This is a genomic window from Microbulbifer mixtoriginis (SeqCode) (assembly GCF_052466865.1).
Map to the genome: position 1 here is coordinate 411,931 of NZ_CP174293.1, position 26,671 is coordinate 438,601.

28 protein-coding genes, 1 tRNA gene and 1 riboswitch are annotated in these 26,671 nt (G+C 50.5%); of the genes, 23 read left to right on the plus strand and 6 right to left on the minus strand.

Going from position 1 to position 26,671, the window contains the following annotated elements; genetic code table 11:
* Nucleotides 1-23: 23 nt before the first annotated feature.
* From ACJJJA_RS01920 to ACJJJA_RS01970, 11 genes are all read left to right on the plus strand, one after another.
* A complete protein-coding gene (locus tag ACJJJA_RS01920; protein ID WP_444903610.1) occupies nt 24-1,559 on the plus strand; it encodes an MFS transporter in 1,536 nt (511 codons plus the stop codon).
* A gap of 141 nt (nt 1,560-1,700) precedes the next feature.
* On the plus strand, nt 1,701-2,924 hold the full coding sequence (locus tag ACJJJA_RS01925; protein WP_444887741.1) for an alginate export family protein: 1,224 nt from the start codon (nt 1,701-1,703) through the stop codon (nt 2,922-2,924).
* 217 nt (nt 2,925-3,141) lie between these two features.
* Nucleotides 3,142-3,292: riboswitch (molybdenum cofactor riboswitch) on the plus strand.
* Complete coding sequence (gene moaA, locus ACJJJA_RS01930; protein ID WP_252084121.1) at nt 3,281-4,258, plus strand: GTP 3',8-cyclase MoaA; 978 nt, start codon at nt 3,281-3,283, stop codon at nt 4,256-4,258. Its footprint overlaps the riboswitch before it by 12 nt.
* A gap of 4 nt (nt 4,259-4,262) precedes the next feature.
* Nucleotides 4,263-4,862 (plus strand): molybdenum cofactor guanylyltransferase, encoded by a 600-nt coding sequence (gene mobA / locus ACJJJA_RS01935; protein WP_444903611.1) that lies wholly within the window; start codon nt 4,263-4,265, stop codon nt 4,860-4,862.
* A 2-nt stretch (nt 4,863-4,864) separates the two neighbouring features.
* Nucleotides 4,865-5,407, plus strand: coding sequence for a molybdenum cofactor biosynthesis protein B (gene moaB, locus ACJJJA_RS01940; RefSeq protein WP_108731355.1), 543 nt, complete (start codon nt 4,865-4,867; stop codon nt 5,405-5,407).
* Nucleotides 5,408-5,410: 3 nt separating this feature from the next.
* Complete coding sequence (moaC, locus tag ACJJJA_RS01945; RefSeq protein ID WP_444903612.1) at nt 5,411-5,902, plus strand: cyclic pyranopterin monophosphate synthase MoaC; 492 nt, start codon at nt 5,411-5,413, stop codon at nt 5,900-5,902.
* 21 nt (nt 5,903-5,923) lie between these two features.
* Entirely contained in the window at nt 5,924-6,169 is a 246-nt protein-coding gene (gene moaD, locus ACJJJA_RS01950; protein ID WP_282951930.1) for a molybdopterin converting factor subunit 1, read from the plus strand.
* 10 nt (nt 6,170-6,179) lie between these two features.
* A complete protein-coding gene (gene moaE / locus ACJJJA_RS01955; protein WP_252085941.1) occupies nt 6,180-6,659 on the plus strand; it encodes a molybdopterin synthase catalytic subunit MoaE in 480 nt (159 codons plus the stop codon).
* Entirely contained in the window at nt 6,644-7,426 is a 783-nt protein-coding gene (gene modA, locus ACJJJA_RS01960) for a molybdate ABC transporter substrate-binding protein (RefSeq protein ID WP_444903613.1), read from the plus strand. Before moaE ends, modA begins: the two co-directional genes overlap by 16 nt.
* On the plus strand, nt 7,423-8,145 hold the full coding sequence (gene modB / locus ACJJJA_RS01965; protein ID WP_444903614.1) for a molybdate ABC transporter permease subunit: 723 nt from the start codon (nt 7,423-7,425) through the stop codon (nt 8,143-8,145). The genes modA and modB overlap by 4 nt, the downstream gene beginning before the upstream one ends.
* On the plus strand, nt 8,145-9,263 hold the full coding sequence (locus ACJJJA_RS01970; protein WP_444903615.1) for an ATP-binding cassette domain-containing protein: 1,119 nt from the start codon (nt 8,145-8,147) through the stop codon (nt 9,261-9,263). The genes modB and ACJJJA_RS01970 overlap by 1 nt, the downstream gene beginning before the upstream one ends.
* A 173-nt stretch (nt 9,264-9,436) precedes the next feature.
* Here ACJJJA_RS01970 and ACJJJA_RS01975 read toward each other — a convergent pair whose 3' ends face one another.
* Nucleotides 9,437-11,050: an MFS transporter gene (locus ACJJJA_RS01975; RefSeq protein WP_444903616.1), complete on the minus strand. Its 1,614-nt coding sequence runs from the start codon at nt 11,048-11,050 to the stop codon at nt 9,437-9,439.
* Between the two features lie 195 nt (nt 11,051-11,245).
* Between ACJJJA_RS01975 and narL the strand changes: the two genes are divergently transcribed.
* Together narL and moeA are read left to right on the plus strand one after the other, a co-directional pair.
* Entirely contained in the window at nt 11,246-11,911 is a 666-nt protein-coding gene (narL, locus tag ACJJJA_RS01980) for a two-component system response regulator NarL (protein WP_252084129.1), read from the plus strand.
* A 45-nt stretch (nt 11,912-11,956) separates the two neighbouring features.
* Nucleotides 11,957-13,198: a molybdopterin molybdotransferase MoeA gene (gene moeA / locus ACJJJA_RS01985; protein WP_444903617.1), complete on the plus strand. Its 1,242-nt coding sequence runs from the start codon at nt 11,957-11,959 to the stop codon at nt 13,196-13,198.
* Nucleotides 13,199-13,949: 751 nt separating this feature from the next.
* On the opposite strand, the gene ACJJJA_RS01990 is transcribed toward moeA, so the two are convergent.
* Nucleotides 13,950-14,026, minus strand: a tRNA-Arg gene (locus tag ACJJJA_RS01990).
* Nucleotides 14,027-14,213: 187 nt separating this feature from the next.
* Here ACJJJA_RS01990 and ACJJJA_RS01995 point away from each other — a divergent pair.
* Both ACJJJA_RS01995 and ACJJJA_RS02000 read left to right on the plus strand, forming a co-directional pair.
* Nucleotides 14,214-14,630 carry a c-type cytochrome gene (locus ACJJJA_RS01995; RefSeq protein ID WP_444903618.1) on the plus strand — a complete coding sequence of 139 codons (417 nt, stop codon included), beginning with the start codon at nt 14,214-14,216 and terminating at the stop codon, nt 14,628-14,630.
* A gap of 323 nt (nt 14,631-14,953) precedes the next feature.
* Complete coding sequence (locus ACJJJA_RS02000; protein WP_444903619.1) at nt 14,954-16,915, plus strand: hypothetical protein; 1,962 nt, start codon at nt 14,954-14,956, stop codon at nt 16,913-16,915.
* Between the two features lie 78 nt (nt 16,916-16,993).
* Here the strand turns inward: ACJJJA_RS02000 and rep are convergent, their stop codons facing one another.
* Nucleotides 16,994-19,027 (minus strand): DNA helicase Rep, encoded by a 2,034-nt coding sequence (rep, locus tag ACJJJA_RS02005; RefSeq protein ID WP_444903620.1) that lies wholly within the window; start codon nt 19,025-19,027, stop codon nt 16,994-16,996.
* An 801-nt stretch (nt 19,028-19,828) separates the two neighbouring features.
* Here rep and ACJJJA_RS02010 point away from each other — a divergent pair.
* The 8 genes from ACJJJA_RS02010 (at nt 19,829) to bla (ending at nt 25,603) form a co-directional block, all read left to right on the plus strand.
* A complete protein-coding gene (locus tag ACJJJA_RS02010) occupies nt 19,829-20,527 on the plus strand; it encodes a hypothetical protein (RefSeq protein WP_444903621.1) in 699 nt (232 codons plus the stop codon).
* 270 nt (nt 20,528-20,797) lie between these two features.
* Nucleotides 20,798-21,067, plus strand: a complete 270-nt coding sequence (locus tag ACJJJA_RS02015; protein ID WP_444883402.1) for a DUF3565 domain-containing protein — start codon at nt 20,798-20,800, stop codon at nt 21,065-21,067.
* Nucleotides 21,064-21,516: a YaiI/YqxD family protein gene (locus ACJJJA_RS02020; protein ID WP_152450565.1), complete on the plus strand. Its 453-nt coding sequence runs from the start codon at nt 21,064-21,066 to the stop codon at nt 21,514-21,516. The genes ACJJJA_RS02015 and ACJJJA_RS02020 overlap by 4 nt, the downstream gene beginning before the upstream one ends.
* A 17-nt stretch (nt 21,517-21,533) precedes the next feature.
* Nucleotides 21,534-22,037, plus strand: coding sequence for a GNAT family N-acetyltransferase (locus tag ACJJJA_RS02025; protein WP_444903622.1), 504 nt, complete (start codon nt 21,534-21,536; stop codon nt 22,035-22,037).
* A gap of 10 nt (nt 22,038-22,047) precedes the next feature.
* Nucleotides 22,048-22,617, plus strand: a complete 570-nt coding sequence (locus tag ACJJJA_RS02030; protein ID WP_444903623.1) for a GNAT family N-acetyltransferase — start codon at nt 22,048-22,050, stop codon at nt 22,615-22,617.
* Between the two features lie 449 nt (nt 22,618-23,066).
* Nucleotides 23,067-23,642 carry a GNAT family N-acetyltransferase gene (locus ACJJJA_RS02035; protein ID WP_444899309.1) on the plus strand — a complete coding sequence of 192 codons (576 nt, stop codon included), beginning with the start codon at nt 23,067-23,069 and terminating at the stop codon, nt 23,640-23,642.
* A 120-nt stretch (nt 23,643-23,762) separates the two neighbouring features.
* Nucleotides 23,763-24,731, plus strand: a complete 969-nt coding sequence (locus ACJJJA_RS02040; protein ID WP_444903624.1) for an alpha/beta hydrolase family protein — start codon at nt 23,763-23,765, stop codon at nt 24,729-24,731.
* A 5-nt stretch (nt 24,732-24,736) separates the two neighbouring features.
* Entirely contained in the window at nt 24,737-25,603 is an 867-nt protein-coding gene (bla, locus tag ACJJJA_RS02045) for a subclass B3 metallo-beta-lactamase (RefSeq protein WP_444905276.1), read from the plus strand.
* Between the two features lie 32 nt (nt 25,604-25,635).
* Here bla and ACJJJA_RS22370 read toward each other — a convergent pair whose 3' ends face one another.
* The 3 genes from ACJJJA_RS22370 to ACJJJA_RS02055 are packed head-to-tail and all read right to left on the minus strand — an operon-like array spanning nt 25,636 to nt 26,554.
* Nucleotides 25,636-25,833 carry a putative antibiotic biosynthesis monooxygenase gene (locus ACJJJA_RS22370; protein WP_507021855.1) on the minus strand — a complete coding sequence of 66 codons (198 nt, stop codon included), beginning with the start codon at nt 25,831-25,833 and terminating at the stop codon, nt 25,636-25,638.
* Nucleotides 25,830-26,273: a MarR family winged helix-turn-helix transcriptional regulator gene (locus tag ACJJJA_RS02050; protein WP_444903625.1), complete on the minus strand. Its 444-nt coding sequence runs from the start codon at nt 26,271-26,273 to the stop codon at nt 25,830-25,832. Before ACJJJA_RS02050 ends, ACJJJA_RS22370 begins: the two co-directional genes overlap by 4 nt.
* Nucleotides 26,273-26,554, minus strand: coding sequence for a putative quinol monooxygenase (locus ACJJJA_RS02055; RefSeq protein WP_444903626.1), 282 nt, complete (start codon nt 26,552-26,554; stop codon nt 26,273-26,275). Before ACJJJA_RS02055 ends, ACJJJA_RS02050 begins: the two co-directional genes overlap by 1 nt.
* Nucleotides 26,555-26,671 lie beyond the last annotated feature (117 nt).

Below are 26,671 nucleotides of genomic sequence, written 5' to 3' on the forward strand. Positions count from 1 at the left end.
CTTTTAAGGGGAGCTGCTGCCTATTGAATAAGATTTACCTCTTGTTGAGTAGCCATAAAAAATCGGCTTGTGAGCGGAGAGTTTTTGGGAGTAATTGTGATTACCGGGGTTTTTATGCATCTTGCTGGCAGGTGGCCTTTACCAATACTGCTCTTTTCAATCCGTTCGTGGCGGCGCAACAGATATGTATTGATCGGGCAGCCGATGTGGTGACCAAATCATTTTCCCGAAAACTGAAAAAACAGGAGAAGCCCGCCGTGCAATATACCCAGCAACTCGCCGGACGTGTGCTGATATTTGCCTCGGCCATGTTTGCTGCAAACTTTTCCGTGTGGACACTCTACGCGGTGCTTGGAGTGGAAGTCCGCGAGCAGCTAGACCTCTCAGCCACAGAATACGGCATCTTACTGGCCGCGCCGATTCTGAGCGGTGCGCTACTGCGTTTTCCCGCGGGCTTGTTGGTGGAATATTTCTCGGCAAAAAAACTTATCCTCCTGCAAATGCTATTGCTGCTGCCGGTGCTTTTATTCTTGCCCTATATCGAGAGTTACGGTGAGCATCTACTGGCCGGTTTGTGGTTGGGGATTTCCGGGGTCTCCTTTGTGTTGGGTATTCGCTATATCACTCCGTGGTTCGAAAGGAGGCAGCAGGGCACCGCGATGGGCATTTTTGGTGCAGGCAATGCCGGGGCGGCGATTACCCTGGCCCTGGCGCCAGCGATCCAGAATTGGCTGGGGCGTGAATGGATTGGGCCGATTTATGCGGTTGGTATTTTGCTTATGGTGGTGTTATTCGAATTTTGTGCACCTGAAGAAACCCGTTATATGCGCAGTCGCAACAAGGCAAAAATTCAGCACCATCTAAGGCCACTGATGCAGATCAAGGTGTGGCGTTATGGGCTCTATTATTATTTTGTCTTCGGCAGCTTTCTCGCACTTTTACTGTGGCTGCCGAATTACTACCTGGCGGTGTACGAAGTCAGTACCCAGGTGGCGATGGCGCTGACCCTGCTGTTTGTGGCCCTGTCCAGTTCACTGCGTGCGCTGGGTGGCTGGTTTGCAGATCGCTATGGTGCGCGCACGGTGAATTGGAGTGTGTTCTGGACCTGCTTGGTATGCCTGTTTTTTCTCAGTTACCCCCCAACCAGTATGACGATTCACGGGGTGGAACGGGATGTGCATCTAAATATCGAGGTGGGCATTGAGTTGTTTACCCTGTTGTTGCTGGTAATTGGTATTGCCCAGGGGTTTGGTCGCGCTTCGGTTTACAAGGCGCTACACGATAATTTTCCAGCACATATGGGCAGTGTCGGTGGCACTGTAGCCACAATCGGTGCGCTGGGTGGTTTTACTCTGCCGGTCCTGTTTGGTATCGCACAGGATTTAGTGGGTATTCACAGTGCGGCATTTATGTTGCTCTACGGCGTGCTGGCAGTTTGTATGTTGGTAATGTATCTGGCAATCCAGAGGGAGCAATATCAACAGCGTTTGGCCTTCGCCAGGCAAAATAATTTTTTGCATGAGGATGCGAGTAACTCTGCGGCTTTGCCAGATAGGTAGCGCCCACTACCAAAATGGAATTATGTGTGTGTAAAGGGTAGGAAGTATTTATTTTTTCTACCGAGAAAAACTGTGGTTTCAACCACGTCTGAAAAATTGTAATTTGTCACTGTCACTCCGTTGTTGCAAAGGAAAAGCGTAATGACCATTTCCAGATTTCCCAAAATTTTCGGTGCTTTACTGTTGGGGGCCTGCAGCACAGTCGCATTGCAGGCCGCTGCGCAGGATGGTGAAAATGCCACTCTTGTCGACGCGCTTAAATCCGGTGAAGTCGGGTTGAATCTGCGTTATCGCGTAGAGATCGTCGATCAGGAAGATTATGACCAGGATGGTATTAATGGGGATGCACTCGCGTCCACTCTGAGAACCCGCCTCAACTGGCGCAGTGGCAGCTATCGCGGCTTCAGCGGTTTTCTTGAGATGGACGATGTTACTGCAGTCGGTAACGACAATTACAACTCCACCGTCAATGGTAAAACTAATTACCCGGTAGTGGCCGATCCGGATGGCACCGAGGTTAACCAGGCCTATATCCGTTATAACGGAGAAAATTCCATAATTACTGCTGGTCGCCAGCGTATTAACCTCGATGGCCAGCGCTTTGTTGGCGGTGTTGGCTGGAGGCAGAACGAGCAGACTTACGACGGCATACGCTATCAGTATGGCAGCGCCGACAGCCTGCAGCTGGACTATAGCTACGTGTACAACGTAAACCGGGTTTTTGGTGAAGATAGCGCCGGCGCCGAATTTGAAGGCAATATCCAGCTACTCCATGCCAGCTACCCGGTGGCCGAAAACCATAAAGTCAGTGGTTTTGTTTACAGCCTGGATTTAGAAAATTTCGTGAATAATTCCAGCCGCACCTATGGGGTGGATTACAAAGGAAGTTTTGGCCCTGTAAAAGCTAATCTAAGCTACGCGCGCCAGGACGATACCGGGGATAACCCCTTCGACTACAATGCCGACTACTATCTGGCGGAAGTTGGCGCAGACCTGGGCCCGGTAACCGCAAAACTCGGTTATGAAGTACTGGGTTCTGATAATGGCGTTGGTTTCAAAACGCCGCTGGCTACCCTGCATAAATTCCAAGGTTTCACCGACCAGTTCTTGGTGACTCCAGGTGAAGGCATTGAAGATATGTATATCAGCGGTGCTATGAAACTTGTGGGTGGCAAGTTGAATATGGCCTATCACAATTTTGATGCGAATGAAGGTTCCGCAAATTATGGCCATGAGTGGAATATCAGCTACGGCCGCAAGCTGACAGAGGAAATTTCTGCACTGGTGAAATACGCCTCTTACCAGGCTGACGATCACAACGTGGATACCGACAAGTTCTGGTTAATGGTGACCGCCAATTTCTAATTAAATAAAGCCGCTCCATAGCGAGGCCCTGGCTCTGGCCGGGGTTTTACTTATAAAAACCGACGAATTTCTTTAGGGGAATTTTTCGGTTTTTAGCCATTCTGCCTACTGAATTTCTATTTTGTGATGTTATTTCCCTTAACGGTTGGCATCACTGTGAGTACCTAGGGAGTACCACCTTTGCCCCAAGCATAAATTAACCAGCTTGATACACTGACATCAGTTTAAACACCGAGTCCCGCTACCTAAACAGCGCCGTTTTTTATTGACGTTGCAAGGTGCCGGGACCGTGGCCGTACCGGCCACCAGGGTCTAGCGGGAAACTGCGCGGCCTCCCGAAATTGGAAAGGCGTTTAATGTTACAAGACAATTTTGGCCGTAGGTTTTACTACCTGCGCCTGTCCGTGACGGACATCTGCAACTACCGCTGCAACTACTGCCTGCCCGAGGGCATCGGTTGCGGACGTTCCCTGGAAGGGGAAAATCCTCTGTCAGTCGCTGAGGTGGGCACATTGGTGCACGCTTTCGCTTCACTGGGTACGGAAAAGGTACGCCTTACCGGCGGAGAGCCCTCCCTGCGCAAAGACCTGGTGCCGCTGCTCGAAGCCGTGCGCGCTAGCGATAAGATTCGCCGCTTAGCCATTACCACCAACGGTTACCGCCTGCCCAGTCAGATTGACGACTGGCACCGCGCGGGCTTGGATCAGGTGAATGTCAGTATCGACAGCCTCGACCCGGCTCAATTCCACCATATCACCGGTCACAACCGCCTGGATAAAGCCTTAGCAGGCCTGGATCGCGCCCTGGCCTTGGGTATCGATACCAAGGTCAACGCAGTGCTGATGCGCCAGTACAACCTGGCCGAGCTGGATAATTTCCTCGCCTGGGTTCGAGAGACTCCGGTGACCCTGCGCTTTATTGAATTGATGCGCACCGGCGATAACCGCGAGTTCTTCGCCAGCAACCATGTCTCCGGCGGCGATATAGAAACCCTGCTGCTGCGGGAAGGCTGGGAGCAGGTGATCCGCACCCGCGATGCCGGTCCGGCGCGGGAGTACTTCCACCCGGATTACGCCGGCCGTATCGGCCTGATTACCCCTTACGGCAAAGACTTCTGTGCAAGCTGCAACCGCCTGCGGGTATCGGCCCAGGGCAAGCTACACCTGTGCCTGTTTGCGGACCAGGGCTTTGATATGCGCGAAATCATTGCCGCCGGCGATAGCGAAGCGCTGGCAGCCCATATCCGTGAGTTGATTGTGGATAAAACCGCAGGCCACCAACTGCACGAAGGTTTTACCGGCGCTACCCGCAATCTGGCGATGCTGGGGGGCTAGGGTTATGGCCAGGGCTCTTGTTGGCAAATCGACAATCGGCGTGGTGCTGGCCGGCGGCCGCTCCAGCCGGATGGGCCGAGACAAGGCCCTGCTGGCCCACCCCCAACGGGGCAATTTTTTGCAGCATGCCGAGGCATTGCTGAGTGAGCTTCCGCTGGAAAAAGTCGTGACCAGCGGCGCCCGCCCTGGAGCGATTGAAGACCTGGTGCCGGAGCGGGGTCCACTGGGCGGCCTTTATTCGGTAGCCCTGGCAACCGGTGCCGATGCAGCCCTGGTGATTCCAGTAGATATGCCCCTACTTGGGCGGGAGCACCTCGCAGAGTTATTGGCAGAGGGGCAGGCAAGTGGCCGGCCCTGTTATTTTGAAAACTTCTTTTTTCCCCTGTGGCTGCCGTTAAATGGTGACTGCCTGGATTATTTGCGCCGTGCCGTCGAAGGCAGTGCGCGCAATTCTGTCGGCGCGCTGCTGCGTCACCTGGGGGCCAAATCCATACCCATAAAAAGTGCCGGCGATTGGCATCGCAATATCAATACGCCGGCAGATTATCTCGGCTTGAGTACGCCGGATAAAACTCCAGAAAACAGTTTTTTGAGAGACCACTGAATATGTCCGCACACGCTAGCAAAGAATTTGTACCGCTCAATATCGCGGTACTTACCGTATCCGATACCCGCAACGAGCAGACTGATACCTCTGGCCAGTACCTGGTGGAAGCCCTCAAAACTGCCGGCCATCAGCTCGCGGATAAGCGCATTACCCCGGACGATGTTTACCAGATGCGCGCGGTGGTCTCCGCCTGGATTGCCGATCCCAAAGTACAGGTGGTATTGGTGACCGGCGGTACTGGTTTTACCGATCGCGACTCCACGCCGGAGGCCCTGAGCCCGCTGTTCGATAAAACCGTCGACGGCTTCGGCGAGCTGTTTCGCCATATTTCCCTGGGGGATATCGGCAGCTCCACCGTGCAATCCCGCGCGCTCGCCGGCCTCGCTAATCGCACACTGATATGTTGTATGCCTGGTTCCACCGGAGCCTGTCGCACGGCTTGGGAAGGCATATTGCTGGAGCAACTGGATGCCCGGCACAAGCCCTGTAACTTTATCCCTCATGTGCGTTTTGCCAGCGCGCCCTGCGAGAGCCGGGGGTAATTTGTGAGCCAGTTAACCCATTTAAACCAGCGTGGCGAAGCCAGCATGGTGGATGTTACCGAGAAGGACATCACTGACCGCAGCGCCCTGGGCGAGAGCAGCATCTGTATGAGTGCAGAGGCTTTTGCACTGCTGAGCCAAGGGACGCACAAAAAAGGCGACGTGCTCTCTGTAGCTCGTATCGCCGGCATCCAGGCTGCCAAGAAAACCTCGGATTTAATTCCCCTGTGCCATCCGCTGGCGTTGACCAAAGTAGCGGTGGATTTCGAATTGCAGCCGGAAAAGCACAGTGTGCATATCACCGCTTTCTGCCGCTTGGCCGGTCGCACCGGAGTAGAGATGGAAGCGTTAACCGCAGCTTCGGTAGCGGCGCTGACCATTTACGATATGTGCAAAGCCGTAGACCCGGCGATGGAAATCGGCCCGACCCGCCTGCTGCAAAAAACCGGCGGTAAGCGCGGCCACTGGCGCGGCGATGCCGCGGACAAGGCGTAAAAATTTCAGAGGTGTAAAGCGATGGTAAAGGTTCTGTTTTTCGCCCGTCTGCGCCAGCAATTGGGCATGGGCGAGACTACCCTGGAGGACTTTTCCGGCAGTCTCAGCGAGTTGCGCAAAACCCTATGTGAACAGCACCCGGATTGGAGCCCGCACCTGCAAAGAGACGATATTCGTATGGCCCTGAACCAGGAGCTGGCAGAAACCGGAGCCCAGGTGAAGGCTGGGGATGAAGTTGCATTTTTCCCGCCGGTTACCGGCGGTTAGTGGTGCCAATATGAAAGCCGTTGATCGTATTGAAGTCTGTGAAACGCCCCTCGACGTAGCGGCTGAATATACTGCGCTGCAAGGCAACAGTGGCGATGGTGCCTGCGCCCTGTTTGTGGGTTCGGTGCGGGACTTCAATGCCGGTAGTGATGTCTGCGGCCTGGCCCTTGAACACTATCCGGGCATGACGGAAAAAAGCCTGCAACGGATTATCAATGATGCCCGCGATCGCTGGTCCCTGGGTCGTGTGACTATCGTCCACCGTGTTGGCCCCATGCAGATCAACGACGAGATTGTTTTTGTCGGCGTTACCAGCCCCCACCGCCAGGCTGCCTTTGCCGCCTGCCAATACATCATGGATCGCCTCAAAACTGAGGCGCCTTTCTGGAAGCGCGAAGCGGTAGCGGATGAGTCCGGTAAGCCTTCAGAGCGCTGGGTTGAAGCCCGGGCCAGTGATGCTGCGGAGATGGAAAAGTGGTCCGCCGGCTGAGCCTGCTGCTATCCGCTTTACTGGTGGCCATCGCGCTACCGGTTAATGCGGATAACTGCACCTTGCGGGTGGCGGTAGCGGCCAGCTTCCGCCCGGCACTGGAACAGGTACTGCCGGAATTTGAGCGTCGCCATGCCTGTGTGGTGCAAATCAGTAGCGGCAGCTCCGGGGTGCTCTACCAACAAATAGCGCACCGCGCGCCCTTCGATTTATTCCTGTCTGCGGATCGTGAGCGCCCCGAACTGTTGGAAAAGCAGGGTGGGGCACTGGCCAACAGTCGTCAGACTTACGCCCTGGGTTTACTGGCTCTCTGGCACCCAAAATCGGAATCGAACATTGAGCAGTTACTGCAAACCTGGCCCGATAAAATTGTATTAGCCGATCCGAAAGTAGCGCCGTTCGGCAGTGCCGCCCGGCAAGCGCTGCAACGCCTGGATTTGTGGAAGAAAAAACAGACTCAATTAGCCTGGGCTCACAATGCCGGCCAAGCCTATTTAATGCTGGATTCCGGCAATGCCCGGCTGGGTTTTGTCGCCGCCAGCCAGATGCAAGCGGCCGGCCGCGATAACTACTGGCTGCTGCCGCAGCATTTGTACAAACCCATTGAACAGCAGCTGCTGATTCCCACCCAGAGTCGTCGGCCTAAAGAGGCGCAGTCCCTCGCTGAGTATTTGCGTTCAGGGGAAGTGCAGGCGCAACTGCACCACCTGGGTTACGGTGTTTTGCCGACTCAATATCGAAGTAGAGATGGAGGGAGTGGCTTATGAATATCGCCGCTGCCGACTGGCAGGCCCTGTGGCTAACTTTGAAATTGGCCGGCTTAACTACCTTACTGCTGTTTATTATCGGCGTGCCCCTGGCCTGGAAGTTGAGCCAATGGCAGAGCCGCTGGCGCCACGGTATCGAGGTATTAATTACCCTGCCGCTGGTACTGCCACCCACGGTGTTGGGTTTTTATTTACTGCTTTTATTTTCCCCTAACTATGCTCCTGGGCAGTGGCTGTCACAACTTTTTGATGGCCCTTTGGTGTTTTCCTTTACCGGCCTGGTATTTGCGTCAGTAATTTATTCCCTGCCGTTTATGGTGCAGCCGCTGCTAGCCGCGTTTAATGCCAATGGTCAGCGCCTGACCCAGGCTGCCGCAGCACTGGGTATACCGCCCTGGGCGGCATTATTAAAAGTTCTTTTGCCGGCGAGTCGCGCCGCTATTGTGAGTGCCTGCGCTTTAACGTTTGCCCATACCCTGGGTGAGTTCGGGGTAGTACTGATGATTGGTGGTGCTATTCCCGGTGAGACCCAGGTGGTTTCTATCGCTCTTTATCAACATGTGGAGGCGATGGAATACGGTGCGGCGCACCGGCTGGCTTTGATGTTGATGGGAATTACTACGATACTGCTACTCGCTGCCCGTTGGCTGGGACATAGTTTGGCCCCGCGCAGATCAAACAACGAGCAGGCTAAACCGGTAATGGGGGTGCTGGGCTAATGGAAATCACCTTACCCCTATTCGGTACTGCGTCTACCACTTCTGATTCCACCGGACTGAGTGTTGCAGGGCTGGTGACTTCGCTTAACGCTGCGGCTCCCTGGCAATTAGAGCTGCCTGCCTCTGGGATTTTTGGTCTTACCGGCCCCTCCGGCAGCGGCAAGAGTACATTGTTGGCAGCCCTGGCTGGACAGCGCCATTGCCGTGGCAATATCACTTTTGCCAATACAGTCTGGCAGCGCGGACGCCGCGCCCTGGCTACCCACAAGAGAACGCTTTCTTTGGGCTTTCAGGATAGCCGCTTGTTTGCCGGCCAGTCGGTGGCAGATAACCTGGCACTGGCCCGCCGTTACAGCCGCAGGCCACTGCCCGAGGAAGAGTGTGATCGGCTGCTAAAGGCTTTTGGTATTGAAGCGCTGCTTCATCAGCCGGTAGACCTATTGTCTGGTGGAGAGGCCCAGCGAGTGGCTGTATTACGCCAGCTTTTTAATAACGCGCAGCTGCAATTATTTGATGAGCCACTATCAGCGGTTGACCGTGCCCAGGTACTGCGACGCCTATTGCCGACCCTTCGGGATTTCTGGGCTCGATATCCGGCGCTGGTAATCTGGACCAGTCACGATTTTGATGAAATCCAGCTGCTGGCCCAGTGCTGTTTGTGGATGGATTCTGCTAATTTGTCCGCACCACTTCCTTTACCTGAAGTTGCCCAACGCTTGGATAGCCACGGCGTAGGGGATAGCTGTCGCAGCCGGATAGAAGCGCGAGTGGAATCTCTAAATGATGGTCTGCTGACTTTGAATTTAGGGGGGATTTCCATCTTTGCAGATAGGGTGACAGGCCATTATCGAAAAGGCGATACCGCTGCTTTTCTGCTGGAAGCTGGAGATATCAGCCTCAGTGTAGAGAAGCCAGGCCTGTCCAGTATTCTCAATTGCCTGCCGGTAACTTTAGTTGCTAAGCAGAGCCTTACCGACGGCCGCATGCGTTTACAGTTAGCCGCTGCTGATCAGGTATTCTACGCAGATATTTCCCGTCTCTCCTGCGAGCGCCTAGAACTGCGTGAAGGCACTACCTACTTTGCCCAGTTTAAGGCCGGTAGTCTTGCTGGTTTGTAAGCCTCTTATTTCTCTTTGAATAATCTTGCACTGAAAACTTCTGCGGAATATGGAGGTTTAAAATGGCTGAGGGAAATATCTGTGAAAAAGGTATCGCTTCTCCACCAGTGCATCATAAAAAAGGGGAGGTAAAAACCTCCCCGAAGCAACGGTATCCCGTGAGTGAAACTGAATTAAGGGTTATAGAACTCCCCGTTTTTACGCAGGTAGAACCAGTAGTTAACCACCAGGCAAACCGCGTAGAAAATGGCAATGCCTGCCAGGGCGTATTCCGGGGTAGTGGCTTTGATCTGCTCGCCGAAGACCTTGGGAATATAGAAGGCACCGTAGGCGGCAACTGCTGAGGTCCATCCCAATACCGGACCTGCCTGTTCTTTCGGGAACACCATGGCGATGGTGCGGAAGGTAGAACCATTGCCGATACCGGTAGCGGCGAACAGCACCAGGAACAGCAGGAAGAAGGGCAGGAAGAACTCTTCCGGCGTGGCTGAGCCGTAGGCGGCCTTCATGTAATAGGCCACACCCAGGGCACTAGCCACCATGATTGCGGCACAGATTTGGGTAACCAGGGCTCCGCCGATACGGTCGGAGATCCAACCACCTACCGGGCGAATCAGGGCGCCGATAAATGGCCCCATCCAGGCGTACATCAGGGCGCTGGGGCCGTTGTTGTTGATGGTATCGTGAGTCATAACCCCGTCTACCATCATATGGCTGTACCCGAAGATCACTTTGATAGCCAGGGGGAAGGCCGCCGCGAAACCGATAAAGCTGCCGAAGGTCATGGTGTAAATCACACTCATTACCCAGGTGTGCTTGTTGTTGAAGATACGGTATTGGCGTTGCAGGCTAGTTCTGATCTCACCGGGCAGCAGTTTCAAACCGAACACGGTGGCAGTGATTACCAACACCAGCACGATTTCCTTGGGCACGCCCCAGCCTGAACCATTGGCCGCTTCGGGAAGCAGCAGCCACAGACCTGCGATTGCAGTGAAGAGGCCGATTCCCAACATCATGGTCATCTTCATCATCGCGCCGATAGAGCTGCCCACATCCGGGGTGACTTCGTCGGTGCGCAGATTGTTCATGCCGAACCAGCCCACAAAGGCCAGCGGAATCAGGAACAGCAACCACACGAAACCGGCATTTTGAATCCACGCTTCAGAACCGGCCGGTATCTTGCCAATCAGGGAGCCAGAGCTGCTCACCAAAGTCATGGGATCGCCGCCAGCAGCGCCGAAGGCACCGAAGGTCATAAATAGCGGTACCAGGATCTGCATGGTGGTAACACCGAAGTTGCCCAGACCCGCATTCAGGCCAAGCGCCAGTCCCTGCTTTTCCTTGGGGAAAAAGAAACTGATATTGGACATGGAAGAGGCGAAGTTACCACCGCCGATACCAGACAGCAGCGCCAGCAATTGGAATACCCACAGTGGAGTCTCCTTGCTCTGCAGGGCGATACCAGTGCCGAGGGCGGGGATCATCAATAGGGCTGTGGTAAATACAATGGTGTTGCGCCCACCGAACAATCGAATAAAGAAACTACTCGGTATTCGAAGGGTAGCGCCGGTGAGGCCGGCGATGGCCATTAGGGTAAACAGATCGGCTTTGGCAATGGGAAAGCCAAGGTTCAGCATTTGAACGGTAATAATGCCCCAGTAGAGCCACACGGCGAAGCCGCACAGCAAACTGGGAATGGATATCCACAAATTCCGGTTTGCGATTTTCTTGCCCTTGGACTGCCAGAATTTGCTGTCCTCCGGGGCCCACTCGTAGATGTCAGACACGGCGGCCACTCCTCCTCGAAATGATTCGTACAGCCACTATGGGCCGGGGTTTGAGCCTACTCAATTACCAACAGGAAGTAACCCTTTTGCCCTGGAGTAATAGCTACCTCTTAGGGGGTAAGTGCCGAGGTGGGACGCTATGGTAAAGTCACTGTACAGATTTAAACCAATTTTCAAATTGAAGCGGGGCTCTCTATGATTTCTTCTGCTACGGTAATGATGGTCGATGACCACCCGCTATTTCGCAAAGGCCTTAAACAATTATTTGCAATGGAGCCCGGCCTGGAGCTGGTGGCCGAGGCCAGTAGTGGAGAGGAAGCGCTGGTGCTGGCCAAGCAACACGAGCCGGACCTTATTCTGCTGGACCTGAATATGCGCGGTATGGATGGGCTGGATACACTGCGCGCAATGCGTGCTGCAGATGTTTCCTCGCGTATCGTGATACTCACCGTTTCTGATAATAATGCCGACGTGGTGTCTTGTATCCGCGCCGGTGCCGATGGCTATCTGCTCAAGGATATGGAGCCTGAGGATATTCTTGAACAAGTCATTCTGGCTACTCATGGCAAGCTTGCAATTAGCCAGCGCCTCACTGAAATTCTCGCCTCGGCACTGCGCAAACCGGATAACTCTGGAGCGGATATCCTCTCCTCTCTCACAAGTCGTGAATACCAAATACTGCAATTAATCGCCGATGGCCTGAGTAACAAATTAATTGCTCGCGAATTAGATATTAGTGATGCAACAGTGAAGGTGCACGTTAAACACTTATTGAAGAAATTGGGGATGCGCTCCCGTGTGGAAGCCGCTGTGTGGATGGTCAATCAAAGACGCCCTGATTTCCAGGATCGAAACCACTGATCACTCTGCCCTAACCGCAAAGGACTGAAGTAAGAGAAATTCTCTATGCCCACTATCGACTGCTGTAGCCAACCGGGTTTGATGCCCATAGAAAGTGCCCGCGAAAAACTTCTCGAAGCACTGAGTCCAATCAGTGGCACTGAGACTTTGCCCCTGGCACAAGCCGCCGGTCGAGTATTGGCTGAGGATGTTATCTCCACAGTAAACCTACCGCCCTGCGACAACTCCGCGATGGACGGTTACGCCCTGCGCTTCGAAGACTTGGCCAGTGGCTTACCGTTAGAGCTGATCGGCAAATCTTTTGCCGGTGCACCTTTTGACGGTGTGGTGAACCCGGGCACTTGCGTGCGCATTATGACGGGAGCCGCAGTACCCGCCGGTGCAGATACGGTGGTGATGCAGGAAAATGTCGATGCCCAGGAAGAGTCGATACGTATAAACGGTGAAGTTCGCTCTGGAGATCATATTCGCCGCTGCGGTGAAGATGTTGCCGAAGGGGCTAGCCTGCTTAAGGCCGGAGAGCGTATTAGCGTTCCCCATATCGCCCTGCTCGCCGCTGCCGGTGTTGGCACAGTGGCAGTAGTGCGCAAACCAGTCATTGCCCTTTTCTCTACTGGCGATGAACTGCGTCAGCCCGGCGAAGCCCTGGGCAAAGGCGATATCTACGATAGCAACCGCATTGCCCTATTGGCTGCTCTCGATCAGTTGGATCTGGAAATTTTGGACTTGGGTATTTTGCCCGATAACAAACAGGCCATCACCAATGCCTTGCAACGCGCTTCCCAAGAGGCCGATGCCATTATTACCTCCGGAGGAGTCTCCGTTGGTGAAGCGGATTACACCCGTGAAGTGTTGGAAGAATTGGGAGAGATTGGCTTCTGGAAAGTAGCGATGAAGCCAGGCAAACCTTTTGCCTTTGGTTTCCTACAGGGAACCCCTTTCTTTGGCCTACCCGGCAATCCGGTTTCCGCTTTGGTTACTTTCTACCAGCTGGCCTTGCCGGCCCTGAGTGTGATGAAAGGCGATCAGTGGACTGGCCCGCAGACCTTACAGGCAAAACTGTTAAAACCCCTGAAGAAAAAGCCCGGCCGTACCGATTTCCAACGGGGTGTTTATCGCACTGATGAAAGTGGGGCATTGGTGGTGGAGCCAGTTGGCACCCAGGGGAGCCATATTCTTACCGGTCTGGCTTCTGCTAATTGCTTTATCGTTTTGGCGCGGGATAGCGGCAGTGTAGAAGATGGGGAGCAAGTGGTGATTGAGCCTTTGGGGGTGCCGTTGGGGTAGGGCTGCTAATAGACTTTTGTGGCTGGCCTGAGCCGATATATGTCTATCTAAGAAAATTTGTCTGAAGAAGCTGATGTAATCAGAGAGGATTAGCTTCGCCCTTTAGGCTCGCTGCTCTAAGGCAGCTTTGCTGCCTCCGAGTCGAACCTGAGTTCGAACAAAGCCTGGGAGTGAGCCACATACAAAAAAGCCCGCATAAGCCGCATAAAAGGGTGGTGTACGTGAGGATTAGCTTCGCCCTTTGGGCTCGCTGCTCTGCGGCAGCTTCGCTGCCTGCGAGTCGAACCTGAGTTCGAACAAAGCCTGGGACTGGGAGTGAGCCATATACAAGAAAGCCCGCATAAGCGGGTGGTGTGCGTGAGGATGAGCTCCGCCCTTTGGGCTCGCTGCTCTGCGGCAGCTTTGCTGCCTCCGAGTCGAACCTGAGTTCGAACGAAGCCTGGGAGTGAGCCATATACAAAGAAGCCCGCATAAGCGGGTGGTGTGCGTGAGGATTAGCTTCGCCCTTTGGGCTCGCTGCTCTACGGCAGCTTTGCTGCCTTAGAGTCGAACCTGAGTTCGAGCGAAGCCTGGGAGCTTGCCATATATAAGGAAGCCCGCTTATGCGGGTGGTGTGCGGGAGGATTAGCTTCGCCCGTTGGGCTCGCTGCTCTACGGCAGCTTTGCTGCCTTAGAGTCGAACCTGAGTTTGAACAAAACCTGGGAGTGAGCCATATACAAAGAAGCCCGCATAAGCGGGCTTCTTTGTATATGGCCCGCCCGAGAGGATTCGAACCTCTGACCTTCGCCTCCGGAGGGCGACGCTCTATCCAGCTGAGCTACGGGCGGTTTTGGCTATCTGCGCCAATGGGAGGCGGATTATACAGAAGGGTGGGGGCGGGTGAAAGGACTTATGGCGCTTCTACGCAGGCTTTGGCAGGGGGCGGCACAGTGCTTATAATGCGCGGCGTGGAAGTTTGCGGCAGTAAATCGATAGTCTACGGGCCAACTCACTTCGGCCCTTTGGGGGAATAGCATGAAGAGCATTTTGGGTATTGTGGCGGCACTGGCCGTCAGTGCGGCTGCGGCAGTGGCCCAGTCTGTTGACCAGGAAATTGAACAGCGTATCGCTCCGGCGGGTGAGACCTGTATGAAGGGCGAGGAGTGTGCGGGGGCAGTAGCGGCTGCCCCGGAAGCTGCCAGTGGCGGTGCCCGCAGTGGTGAAGATATCTACAACAAGAGCTGTACTACTTGTCACGCGGCGGGTATAGCGGGCGCGCCTAAGTTTGGTGATGCCGCTGCCTGGGCACCGCGTATTGCCAAGGGCATGGACACTCTTTATACCAATGCCATCAATGGTATCAATGCCATGCCGCCTAAGGGCCTGTGTATGGATTGTAGCGATGACGAAGTGAAGGCTGCGGTTGATTATATGGTGGATAACAGTAAGTAAGCTGTTTCACTATTGGAAAAAGGCCGCTTATTGAGCGGCCTTTTTTATTTCTCTCCTAAGCAAAACTCATCTTCCTCTAATCGGCTTTTTTCTTGCGATAATTTCCAGCTAACACCTGGATCGTCAAATAAGCTTACCGAATGTCGTAAAAAGCCAAATGATATAACTTGTCTTAAATGACTATAAGAAAATTCAGTGTCAGATAAGCTGCAATAGTAACTGTAATAAGCCGTAATTAGGCGTTATTTTCTTCCAGCCTTATGAAAACTGTATTATCGCATTTGAACTTAAAAAAATTTCTACAAGAAACAAGGGAATTACCTATGAAACTGGGTAAGTTGATTTCTTTCACTGCTCTATCTTTTGTACTGGCTGCTTGTAGTGGCGGTGGTGGTAGTGGGGGCGATAGAGCTAATGGCGAATTACCGGAAACATCTGGCGGATCATCAGGAACGCCTGATGGGAGTGACTTACAACCGGTCCAGATCAGTATTCAAGGTTTAATTGGAGAAAATGTTGACGGCGTTGCTTCGGTGAAAGTCAAGGTGGGTGACACTGATTACGATGCAACCGTTGATGGAAAAGTCTTCTCTGCGGAAATAATAGACGCAGAGGTTGATGAATTAGTCAACATAATTGTTAGTTATCCGGCCACTGAAGAGCGTAAAGAAATTATCCTTAAGTCTTATGTGGGAGATGTTTCACAGCTAGAGGCTCGTGAAAATGACGGCTTGGTTTCTGTTGATGAGCTACCGACACTTTATGTAAATGCGATGTCTACCGCTGCAGCTGCTTTTTTAGAAAAAGTTAATGGAGGCAAAATTACTTTATCTAGTGAGTTGTTGAATGCATCTCAGGTTTTGCCACAAGAAATGCTGTTAGAAAGTGCTGTTGGGCTTCGTTATGTTATTAGTGGTGGTGAATCGCCACTTTTTTCTCACGATAATACTTATGAATTTATTCAAGACTATCCGGTAGCTGCAAAGGTAGCACTTCAGTTGAAAAACACGTCTTCTGTAAGTGCTGAAAATTATGAAGAGCTTCTAGCCCAGTTTTTGAGTGATAGTGAGCAAATTATACCTGTTGAAGGTTATTCTGGAGAGGATGTAATACTTGTTGCAGCAGATCCCGAGATAGAGCGTATTCGTGGATTTGTGATGAATTTATCTGGAGAAGCATCAGGTTCAGGGCAGTTTATAGATGATCATTATGATGTTGAAACAATTGACCCGTTAACTTATGTAATTTCCAACAATAAAACGATTTTAGATGTATCTGGCTGGGATCGAGGTGGCTATTTTCCAGAAGAGTGTACGGCGGATGGAAATTTTTCGGCTAAACTCAATAGTATCCAATTAACAAAATATTACGATGCTGCATTTTATTCAGCGTATAAAATTGATTATGCCTATTCGTGCGAATCACCAGATTTAAATGAGGCAAACGCAGTTAATTTCCAAGTGGAAAATCAGTTTGCCCAAGTAAATACCCAGAGAGTAGGAGATTTGAAGGAGATATCTGCAGCTGAATTTTCTATTGCTGGCTTTAGAGATCGATCTGGGGATAGCAATTTTTCATACGCAGATTCTTGGCAACCTTCGATCATTACTCCAAATGCAAATGGAACGATTGATCAAAGGTTTGACCTTCTTTCTGGTTATAAAGATGGTGGCGTACTTTCTTTTAATGATGCCGGAAACCTGGTTATAGAAAGTAATCGTGGGGTAAAAGTAGAATACTATACTTTTGGTGCTTACGGAGCTGCTATTCGGACTTTGGGTGTTTTGCGCAGAGCAGATGGCTCTTTAGTTTCGGTTGGAGGCCACTTTGCCACTCCGGTTGTGCGCGGTACTGTTATGCCTGCTCCTTCCGACATATTCAATTACGGTGGTATCTTCGATTTACTGGATTCGGAATTCCCAAGCTATGAGGAACAATTCGGATTACGGTACTTTGCCGATGGAAGTGGTACTCAAGTTTATGAAGGGAGTGAAGGAATTACAGAGTCTGGATTTAACCTTTTCAGCTGGTCAGATACAAATATTATGCGTGAACATCGCTATTTTGTAGATCCTACTACCGGTGAAACTTTTAGTTCTTGTCCTGCAGACAATGTTGATTGTGTAGAATGGCGATATCGAGAAGTAGAACCCCTCTTTTTTGATGGTACTTACTACTACCTCCGTGTTTATCAGGAGCTGGACTACTGTAAGATAAGTGGTAGTGATTCATGTAAAGAAGCCTTGGGCTATATCGATCGCTGGACCTTGTCAGCAATCCAGTAACGGGTTGATATATATTAAAAAGGCCGCTTTTCAAGCGGCCTTTATTGTTCTTGGAGCTGATGGGTGGGTGTATAAACTTCAATCAAACATACTCAACAAAGACCCCAAAGTTTCCTCCCCCTTTGCCTGATTCTGCTCCGGCGTCGCCTTGCCAAATCCTTCCAGCAACACATCCTCTTCCGGCAGCTCGTCGATAAAGCGGCTGGGTGTGGTGTCCTGGGTTTCGCCGAACTGTTTGCGCTTGCCTGCCAAAGTCATGGTGAGGGTGCGCTGGGCGCGGGTAATGCCTACATAAGTGAGACGGCGCTCCTCTTCGATGTTGTCGTCCTCAATACTGTTGCGGTGGGGAAGTAAGTTCTCTTCCATACCGATCATAAACACGTGGGGGAATTCCAGGCCCTTGGCGGCGTGTAGGGTCATCAAGCTGACCTTATCGGTGGCTTCCTCTTCTTCCTGGCGCTCGAGCATATCCCGCAGGATCAGTTTGGAGATGGCCTGTTCCAGGCGGATATCCTGCTCCAGCTCATCGTCGGTGCCCTCCATAATCTTGTTGAGGCTCTCCAGCAACCAGTACACATTCTCCATGCGCTTTTCGGCCACTTTCTCGCTACTGGCGTTTTGCGAGAGCCAGCCGGCGTAGTCGATATCCTCCAGCATCTCGCGAAGGGCGCTATTGGCGGTGGTATCGCGACAGTTGCGCTGCACCCCTTCGAGCCACAAGGCGAAGCGATTCAGGCGCTCGTAGCCCTGCTCGTTAATATGCTCCTTAAAGCCGAATTCCGAGCAGGCTTTGAACATAGAGATCTCGCGGCCCTTGGCATAGTTGCCCAGGGCCTCCAGGCTGCTGGTACCTATTTGGCGGCGCGGGGTATTGATAATGCGCAGGAATGCGTTGTCATCATCCGGATTTACCAACAGGCGCAGGTAGGCCATCACGTCCTTGATTTCGGCGCGGGCGAAGAAGGAAGTACCGCCGGACATCTGGTAGGGAACCTGGTGCTCCTGCAGTTTCATTTCAATCAGGCGCGCCTGGTGGTTGCCACGATAGAGCACGGCAAAATCCATAAACTTGCAGCCGCGGCGGCTCTTCTGCAGAAAGATCTCGTTGGCGACCCGCTCGGCCTCCTCGCTTTCATTGGCCACTTTGAGCACGCGGATCTCCTCACCCAGACCGCGATCGGACCACAATGCCTTGTCGAACTCGTGGGGGTTGTGGGCGATCAGGTGGTTGGCCACTTTGAGGATGCGGCTGGTGGAGCGGTAGTTCTGCTCCAGTTTGATCAGGCGAAGGTTGGGGAAGTCGGTCTTCAGCGCACTCATATTTTCCGGGCGCGCGCCGCGCCAGGCGTAAATAGACTGGTCATCGTCTCCCACCACTGTGAGACCGCCGCGCCCGCCCACCAGCAGCTTCACCAGCAGGTACTGGGAGTTGTTGGTGTCTTGATACTCGTCCACTAGTAGGTAGCGAATCTTCTTGCGCCAGCGTTGCAGTAACTCCGGATCTTTGTCGAACAGCTGTACCGGCAGCAGGATCAGGTCGTCGAAGTCGACGGCATTGTAGGCCTTGAGGGCTTCGCAGTAGCGATCGTAGGCAACCGCGATTGCTTGCTCACCGGGGCTCTGTGCCTGCTCTAGGGCACGGCGCGGGGTGAGCATATCGTTCTTCCAATTGGAGATCTGGTTTTGTACCCGATCCAACAGGTCTGTATCCAGGTCGCCATCCCTGAGCATCAGCTCCTTGATCAGGGCGCGGGCGTCTTCCGCATCGAAGATGGAGAAGCCGGGCTTAAAGCCGGCGGCGCGGTATTCCTTGCGTAGGATATTCAGCCCAAGGTTGTGAAAGGTGGATACGGTGAGGCCGTGACTCGCTTTGGAGCGCTTGCCATCTGGACCCGCCAGCAGTTTGCTGACCCGCTCTTTCATCTCCCGTGCCGCCTTGTTGGTGAAGGTGAGGGCGGCGATATTGCGCGCAGCGTAGCCACACTGTTCGATCAGGTAGGCGATCTTGCGGGTGATTACGCTGGTCTTGCCGGAGCCGGCACCGGCCAGTACCAGGCAGGGGCCATCGACATACTTCACGGCTTCGGATTGGCGGGGGTTGAGCTGGGTCATAGATAGAGTTGTATCTTCGCGTGACGAGAAAATGGTGGATTCTAACAGCCTTAGCCCGGATCCACCCGGCATGAGTGCGAATGCCTGGACAGGTTTCTCCTTTGCCCTAGGAGTTGGCTATAGCAGGGTCCTGCGCACTAAATCTATAGCTCACTAGAATAATTCATCACAGCCTTTTATTTAGAAGACTAAGTTAACTAATGGGTATGCTTTAATAGAGAAAATACAGATATCTTTCAGTAAGTGGCAGGATTGAGGCAAATCGATTTTATTCTGTCTAGAGCGCCCTATAAAAAACTAATTATTGAATATTATTGATCTATCTTACTCTTTGTAGATTTGAGACACAGAGTCTATTCTACTTCGAATACCAACTTAAAAGTTTGGCTCGGATTCGCCTATTTGATTATTTGAACGATATAAATTTAGGTCTTTTATACTTCCTTGGTCAGCACTATGTGATTAAATTAATAATTTATTTAAATGACTGAGCGGACTCGAGGCCACTTTATTTGTTGTATAGGTATATCGCAATACAGCTACGGTATCTTTTTGATTTTTACTGAGTTTTGGTCAGGATTTAGCAGTCCTAATCACTCCATAAGGAGAGGGCTTTGCTACCCCGAGTTGAGGGGCTTGTAGTGCTATGTTGTTATATCGGCTAACTATTTTTGTTTTATATTCTGGTGCCTCATGAAAAATCTCCATGGAATTGGATTAGTATTTATTGCCTCGTCTGCATTGTTTGGGTTTAACTCTTGCTCGGATTCGGATTTTTCGAGCGGATATAGGCCTTCGCCCTTGCCTGAATTGTTGTGTAGGAAATATCCAAAAAGAATATATAAAAAATTAATTTCAAATCATAATGGTGAGGTTGAAAATTCTATTGTAGAGCAGTTTAGCGCTAGCTGGAATTCCAGTCTAAATACTCATACCGTCGAAGCAATAGATGATAGCTTTATTTATGTTGATACATATGATTCCCCCAGAAGTTTTATTTTGAATCATAAAGATTTCTTCCCTGTTAATTACTTAAAGTCACACCATCTTGACTTGATTGGTGGCGTCGGGGCAGATGTTGTTAATACATTTGATGATGAAGTTATAAGCTTAACAAATATTTATGTAATTGATCATTATTCTGCTGAACATGTGTATCATTGGGAAGAACATGATGAGCAGGGTAGACCTATAAAGGGGGTTTATTCTTATATTGATGATGGCCATGTTTTATGTGAAAAACTATCAATTGAATTTGTCTACAAGGAAGATGATAGAGCTTTTGAAGAGATCTATAAGGTTGTGGAGGATACGATAATCTATGGTGACTATTCAGGTTTTTCGGGATGTAGTGATAGGGTTTTTAAAGAGTATTACGATGATTTTGGCAGTGTGTATTTAATCGAGCGTACATATAGTGATTCTGGAAATTACTTCATGTATGAATATGAATATAAATATGAAAAGGTGGCTTCTGTTTGTGAAGTTAAACAAGAATAGGTCTTTCGGCTTTACAGATGAGAAATTGATAATTTTTTATTTGAAATATAAGAAGTTCGTTGCCTTAAACATTTAGGCTTGGAAATACTTTAAAATTCAGACTCAATGGGTAAAGGAAATTCAGGCTACTAAGTAGTATATTTTTCTTCCAAGCTATTTTTAAGCAATATGGGTGTCGACCTTTTCAGTTTGTACTAACAGGGGGTTCCACTAGTTTGGCTTATAATCCCCTTTGGTAGCAAAAACCTTTAGCTACAGTGTACTTTGCCAATGGGATTAGCTATAACTGCACCTTTTCCCTGCCTGTGTAACCCCATGCAACAGCCCATCGCCGGCTACCATCTGGATGAAGAGGATCACTGGGTGGCGGAGCTCGCCTGTGGCCACTTCCAGCATGTACGCCACAATCCTCCCTGGACCAACCGGCCCTGGGTGATCACTGAACAAGGGCGCGAGTCCATGCTGGGATTCCAGCTCAATTGCAAGAAATGCGATGAGGGTGCACCGCCCGATACGCTCGAAGAGGTTGTAGAGCCATGACAAAACTCTGGGTTGATGCCGACGCTTGTCCGGTCGCTATCAAGGAAATCCTGTTTCGCGCCGCTGAGCGCACAGCCACAGAACTGACGTTGGTGGCCAACCAAGCGGTACGGGTGCCGCCGTCGCGCTATATCCGCTCCGTGCAAGTGACAGCCGGTTTTGATGTGGCGGATAACGAGATAGTGCAGCGCTGCGAGGCAGGGGACCTGATTATTACTAGCGATATCCCACTGGCAGCAGAGGTGATCGACAAGGGTGCTGAAGCCCTTAATCCCCGTGGGGAGCGCTATACCAAAGCCAATATCCGCGCGCGTCTGAATATGCGGGACTTTATGGATACCCTGCGCTCCAGCGGTGTGCATACCGGCGGACCACCGGCCCTTAGCCAGGCGGACCGCAAAGCTTTTGCCGATCAGTTAGATCGATGGCTGGCAAAGAGTCGCAAGTAACTTTAAGGAGAATTGCCGTGGAGAATTTGAGGCTGAAGCCAATGGAAGAGTGGCAATTCCCAACATTGATGTCTTGGCTACCTGATTGGGAGCAGTGCCAACAGTGGGGTGGTCCTGATTTCAGGTTTCCGTTCGCGGGGAGGTCCTTCTTGGAGGATTGCCGTTGGCCGGAGTTACCCAGCTACGCACTTCAGGACAGCAGCGGTGATGTGCTGGCTTTTGGGCAGTATTACCAACACCTGGGCCGCTGCCACCTAAGTCGCTTAATTGTCTCTCCCAATCATCGCGGAGCCGGATTAGGGCGTGCGCTGGTAGTACAGCTTGCACAAACAGGAGCCAGAGCCCTGGATGCAATCGAGTGCTCTTTATTTGTCCTGCGTACTAATCTAGCGGCACGGACTCTCTACCAGAAATTGGGTTTTGAGGAAGCGGCTTATCCAGGGCAGCGAAAATGGCTGGAACAGTGCGATTTTATGGTTGCACCTTCTAAAGGTTTTCAGCAGAAACAAAATATTGAATAGCGAATATTCCATGCCTGAATTAATACAACCCATCACTGAACGCTTACAGCTACGCCAGTGGCGAGCGAAAGATAAGCCTGTATTTGCTGAAATGAATGCCGACGCCAGGGTGATGGAGTTTTTCCCCTCATTACTGACGCGACAGCAGAGTGATGCCGGTGTGGATCGCAGTATTGCGCATATTGAGAAATACGGCTGGGGCTTTTGGGCCTTGGAGCTGAGAGACACCAACGAGTTTCTCGGATTCGTTGGTATGAAAAATGTGACTGAAGATTTGCCTTTCGCACCGGCGGTAGAGATTGGCTGGCGCTTGGCCTTCCCTTATTGGGGAAAAGGTTATGCCAGTGAAGCCGCAAAAGCATCTTTGGATGTAGCTTTTAATACTCTTAGCCTGAGTGAAGTTGTTTCTTTTACGCCGCTTCAGAATCTTCGCTCCCAGCGGGTGATGGAGCGGCTGGGCATGCGGCGGGATTCTCTTGTCTTTGAACATCCGCAGGTTCCAACCGAAAGCCCTTTGTTAAAACATTGTTTATATCGTATCAATGCTGATGAATGGTCTAGAGGGCATTCAATCAAATAATTTGTCAACTCTGGGTGCTCTTTTGCTGAAAAAGGGGCCCCTGATTAGTTTCGTATTCATTTGCGGCCTCAAGGTCCTCCCTGCGCAGCTTACTATGTGACTCACACTCTGTATTGCGACATCTTGAAAGACTTACACATTCCTGCGAAGCCGCGCCTTATCGAGAACCATTCTGAAAGCCAGGGGCATCATTAATATTGAGTGATTCCCTGGTAAATTTTCCCACAATCAGATGTTTCTTAGGGTGTGTATGTTCTGCTGGAAAGGAATACACACACCTATAGAACGGTTTACATTTCTTTTAGTCCATTTGATGCTTTATTAAGGTAGGAAAAGTTCGTCAAATTTAAGTTAATCATTTTTTAGTTGACTGGACTTTCATTACTTCAAAATGGTCTTAAGGGTATAGGTATTACCAAAAATTTTCTCAGCGCGTAGCTACTCAGACAATGGCCAGATTGATTCAGCCTGATTCAAAGCGATTAGTCCTTCGCCAATGGCGAGAAGAGGATCGTGGTGATTTTGCTCATTTAAATGCAGATACTCGGGTTATGCGGTTCTTTCCCTGCACTCTGAACCGAACTAAAAGTAATAAACTACTAAATACCCTTAAGGAACATATCGATGAATACGGATGGGGGTACTGGGCGGTGGAATTGAAAGAGAATGGACAATTTATTGGTTTCGCTGGTATTAAACATGCTTCGGCTGAGTTGCCTTTCTCTCCAAGTGTGGTACTTGGTTGCCGCTTCATTAGGGATTTTTGGGGGCGGGGGTATGCCAGTGAAGCGGCCAAGGCTGTCTTTGCAGTAGCATTCGAACAATTAAATCTTACTGAGGTAGTGGGGTGTACCGCATTACAAAATCTTCCTTCACAAAGAATGATGCATGGCCTGGGTATGAGTCGTGACGCCTCAATCTTTGACCATCCACTGGTACCGGAAAACAGCCCCCTGCGGCCTCACTGTTTGTATCGGCTCTCGTTTGATACCTGGTGGGAGCAGATAGGCGGAAAATCCTATTAAGTGGTTTAAATTAAAATTATAGATAGTCTTTAAGCTATTCAATGGAACCTATTTAATGGACTTGCGTCATAAACAGCAATCTCAATAAACATAAGAAACAAAAGCAAATGGAGGTGTTTTATGATGAATCTGTTTCGGTTAAAGGCAATAAAAGTTGTCCTTATAAATATTCTGCTGTTAATCAGTTTGCCAATGGCTCATGCGGAGTTCATAAAAAATACGAGTAAACGTCCGGATACCTCAACCCTTTATTGGTCTCTAGAATTTCCTGCCCACAGCGAGTCTCACGGCTTGTTACTGATCGCTCAGGGCTCAGGTTGTCTTCCTGCCATTAAGAATAAGACAGTACAACAAGTTAAGAAGATTGCCCCAAAATTTGCCGTGCTATTGGTAGAGAAATACGGGGTTACCCATGCGGATGGGCCCAATGACCAATTTAAAGACTGCTCACAGGCTTATGTGGCGAAGCATACCGTTGAGCAGCGCACCCGGGATGTTGTGCAAATTGTTGATGAGTTAAAAGGTTCTGACTGGTGGAATGGCAAGCTGGTACTCTTTGGTGGCTCAGAGGGCGGTGATGTTGTTGCCCGTTTGGCCCCCAAATTAAATCCAGATGCGGCTGTAGTTTTCTCTAGTGGGCTTGGGCAATCTTTTGCAGAGGTACTTAAGTCCTTGGTTCCTCCTCACGTAGCGACAGAAGTCGATGCCAAACTCGCTTACGCACGGACGAATCCTGAAAGTGTAGAAGTCTGGGGGGGGAATTCTATGCGCTGGTGGGCGGATGTTGTCGATCGGGTACCAGTCAATGACTTATTAGATAGCCATGTCCCTGTCTTATTGATTCAGGGTACAGAAGATAAGTCCTCTCCTGTCAGCTCCGGCCGTGCAGCGCGTGATGCTTATACAAGCGCGGGGCGATGTGAATTATCTTATTGGGAGTATCCCGGTTACGATCACTATATGACAGATACCGATGGTGTGAATCACCGAAGAGAGGTTTTTGAACGAGTTGCTAGATGGATAGAAAATACCTTACTTAATGGAGCACCCAGATGTATATCCGGTGTAAAGAAAATAGAGAGCAATTGATGAATATAAGAACCAAACTAGCCGCGATAGTAATGACAGTTTACGCCAGTACCACGATGGCAGAAAATTTCTCAGTATTGCCGCAACTGGAAAACTACAAAGTGCCAGAATCCTGGCGCCAGCCAGTAGCGCCTCTAAAAATAGCAGATAATACGTGGCAAATAGGTACAGAGGGAATTACCTCACTGTTATTAAAAGGCAAAGAGGGATCGATTTTAATTGACGGTGGCATGGAGCAGACGGCTGAACATTTATTGGAGAATATGCGCAGGTTGGGAGTCGCCCCCACGGATCTCAAATTAATCTTGCACAGTCAGGCCCATGCAGACCACGTAGGTTCCTTAGCCGAGCTAAAACGCGTGACTGGTGCACAGGTAGTAACCAATGCCGAGTCGGCAGTGCTGATGGCTCGCGGTGGTGCTAATGATATTCACTTCGCCGACGAACTTTTATATCCGCCAATAAAGGCAGATCGTATTCTTCATGATGGCGAGCAAGTGGTTCTGGGAAATTTGCGTTTACGCGTACATTTTATCCCAGGTCATACACCGGGCAGTATGGCCTGGACCTGGGAAGATGTAGCTGATGGTAAAGCTACAGACATCGCTTATGTGGATAGCCTTACAGCGCCGGGTTATCAACTGATTGATAATAGCCGCTACCCCAATATCGTAGAGGACTTCCGCACAAGCTTCGCCCGTGTGCGCGATTTACCTTGTGATTTACTACTTACCCCTCATGCTCCTGCCAGTGGCTGGGAGTTTAAAAACCAAGCTATACAGAACAAAAGGGTAACTTGTGGTCAATATGCACAGAAAGCAGAAGCAAGATTAAATAAAAAGCTAGAAGCTGAGAAAAATTCAGATGACTAATTATTGGTGCCATTAAAATACACCCAGCATAATTAATGCCGGGTCAAAAATTGATGTACCTTTGGTACAAGATAGAAATACATTAGTGGGACCAGAATGGCGGTCATTATTAAAGCCTTTAAACCAATTGCAATTTGCAATTCCAGTGCCTGTATCCCCAGAAGTAATAGAGTAACAATGGGGTAAACCAATGCCCATATGCACAGGACGTGTAGTATCGGTCTCTTCATTTGTTCAGTTTCTCCATAAATTTGGAAATTGTCTTAAAATACCCAGGCAAAATTTTCTGTAAAAATTGTTTTCCACTCTTGGTGAGTGCTACACATTTTGCCCTACCATCGCTGGAATCTGCTTCCATAGCGATAAGCTCTTCTTCCACCATGCTTTTCAAGGTTCGTGTCATTACCGGCCGGGAAACATCAATTCGTTCTGCAATTTCGGAAGCTAGTAAACTGTTTCTTTGAGGCTCCCGGTCGATAACGATCATCACTAAGAAACGCAGCTGGGAGGTTCCGTGTTCAGTAAAATAGCTCTCCAGCTCTCGTAAAAGCAGGCTTGCATCCCGCATCATGGTAAGTGCGCCCTGAACGGCAGTTGGATCTTTTACTGAATAACGTTTGGCATATCCTTCAACCATTTGTTGCGAGGGAAGAGCTTTGAGGAAAAACATTAGGCAAGTCTCTTGAGCTTATTGATCTCCACCGGCTCTTTTAGCCACTCTTGATAGGCTTCGAAGATCGGAGTGATATAGGGCATGGTGTAATGCTTTTCTAAGTCTTCCTGGCTGCGCCACTCCTCGTATAAAAACAGGCATTTCCCATCCTCGTGCACTGCGAACTGGAGGCAGCCTTCCTCTTCGAGGGTATTTGGCACTATGGATAAGATGGTCTGTTTGGCTTGTTCGAAGAATTCCGCCTTGGGGGAAATCTTGGCAATGATGAAAAGATTCATAGCCACAAACGTCACTTAATATAGAATTTGATTACCATGATAATCAAATAGCTTGAGTTGTCAAACTACTAGTGGGTCAGTTTAATGTAAGGAGTAGAGGAGAGCAGCCGGTTTACT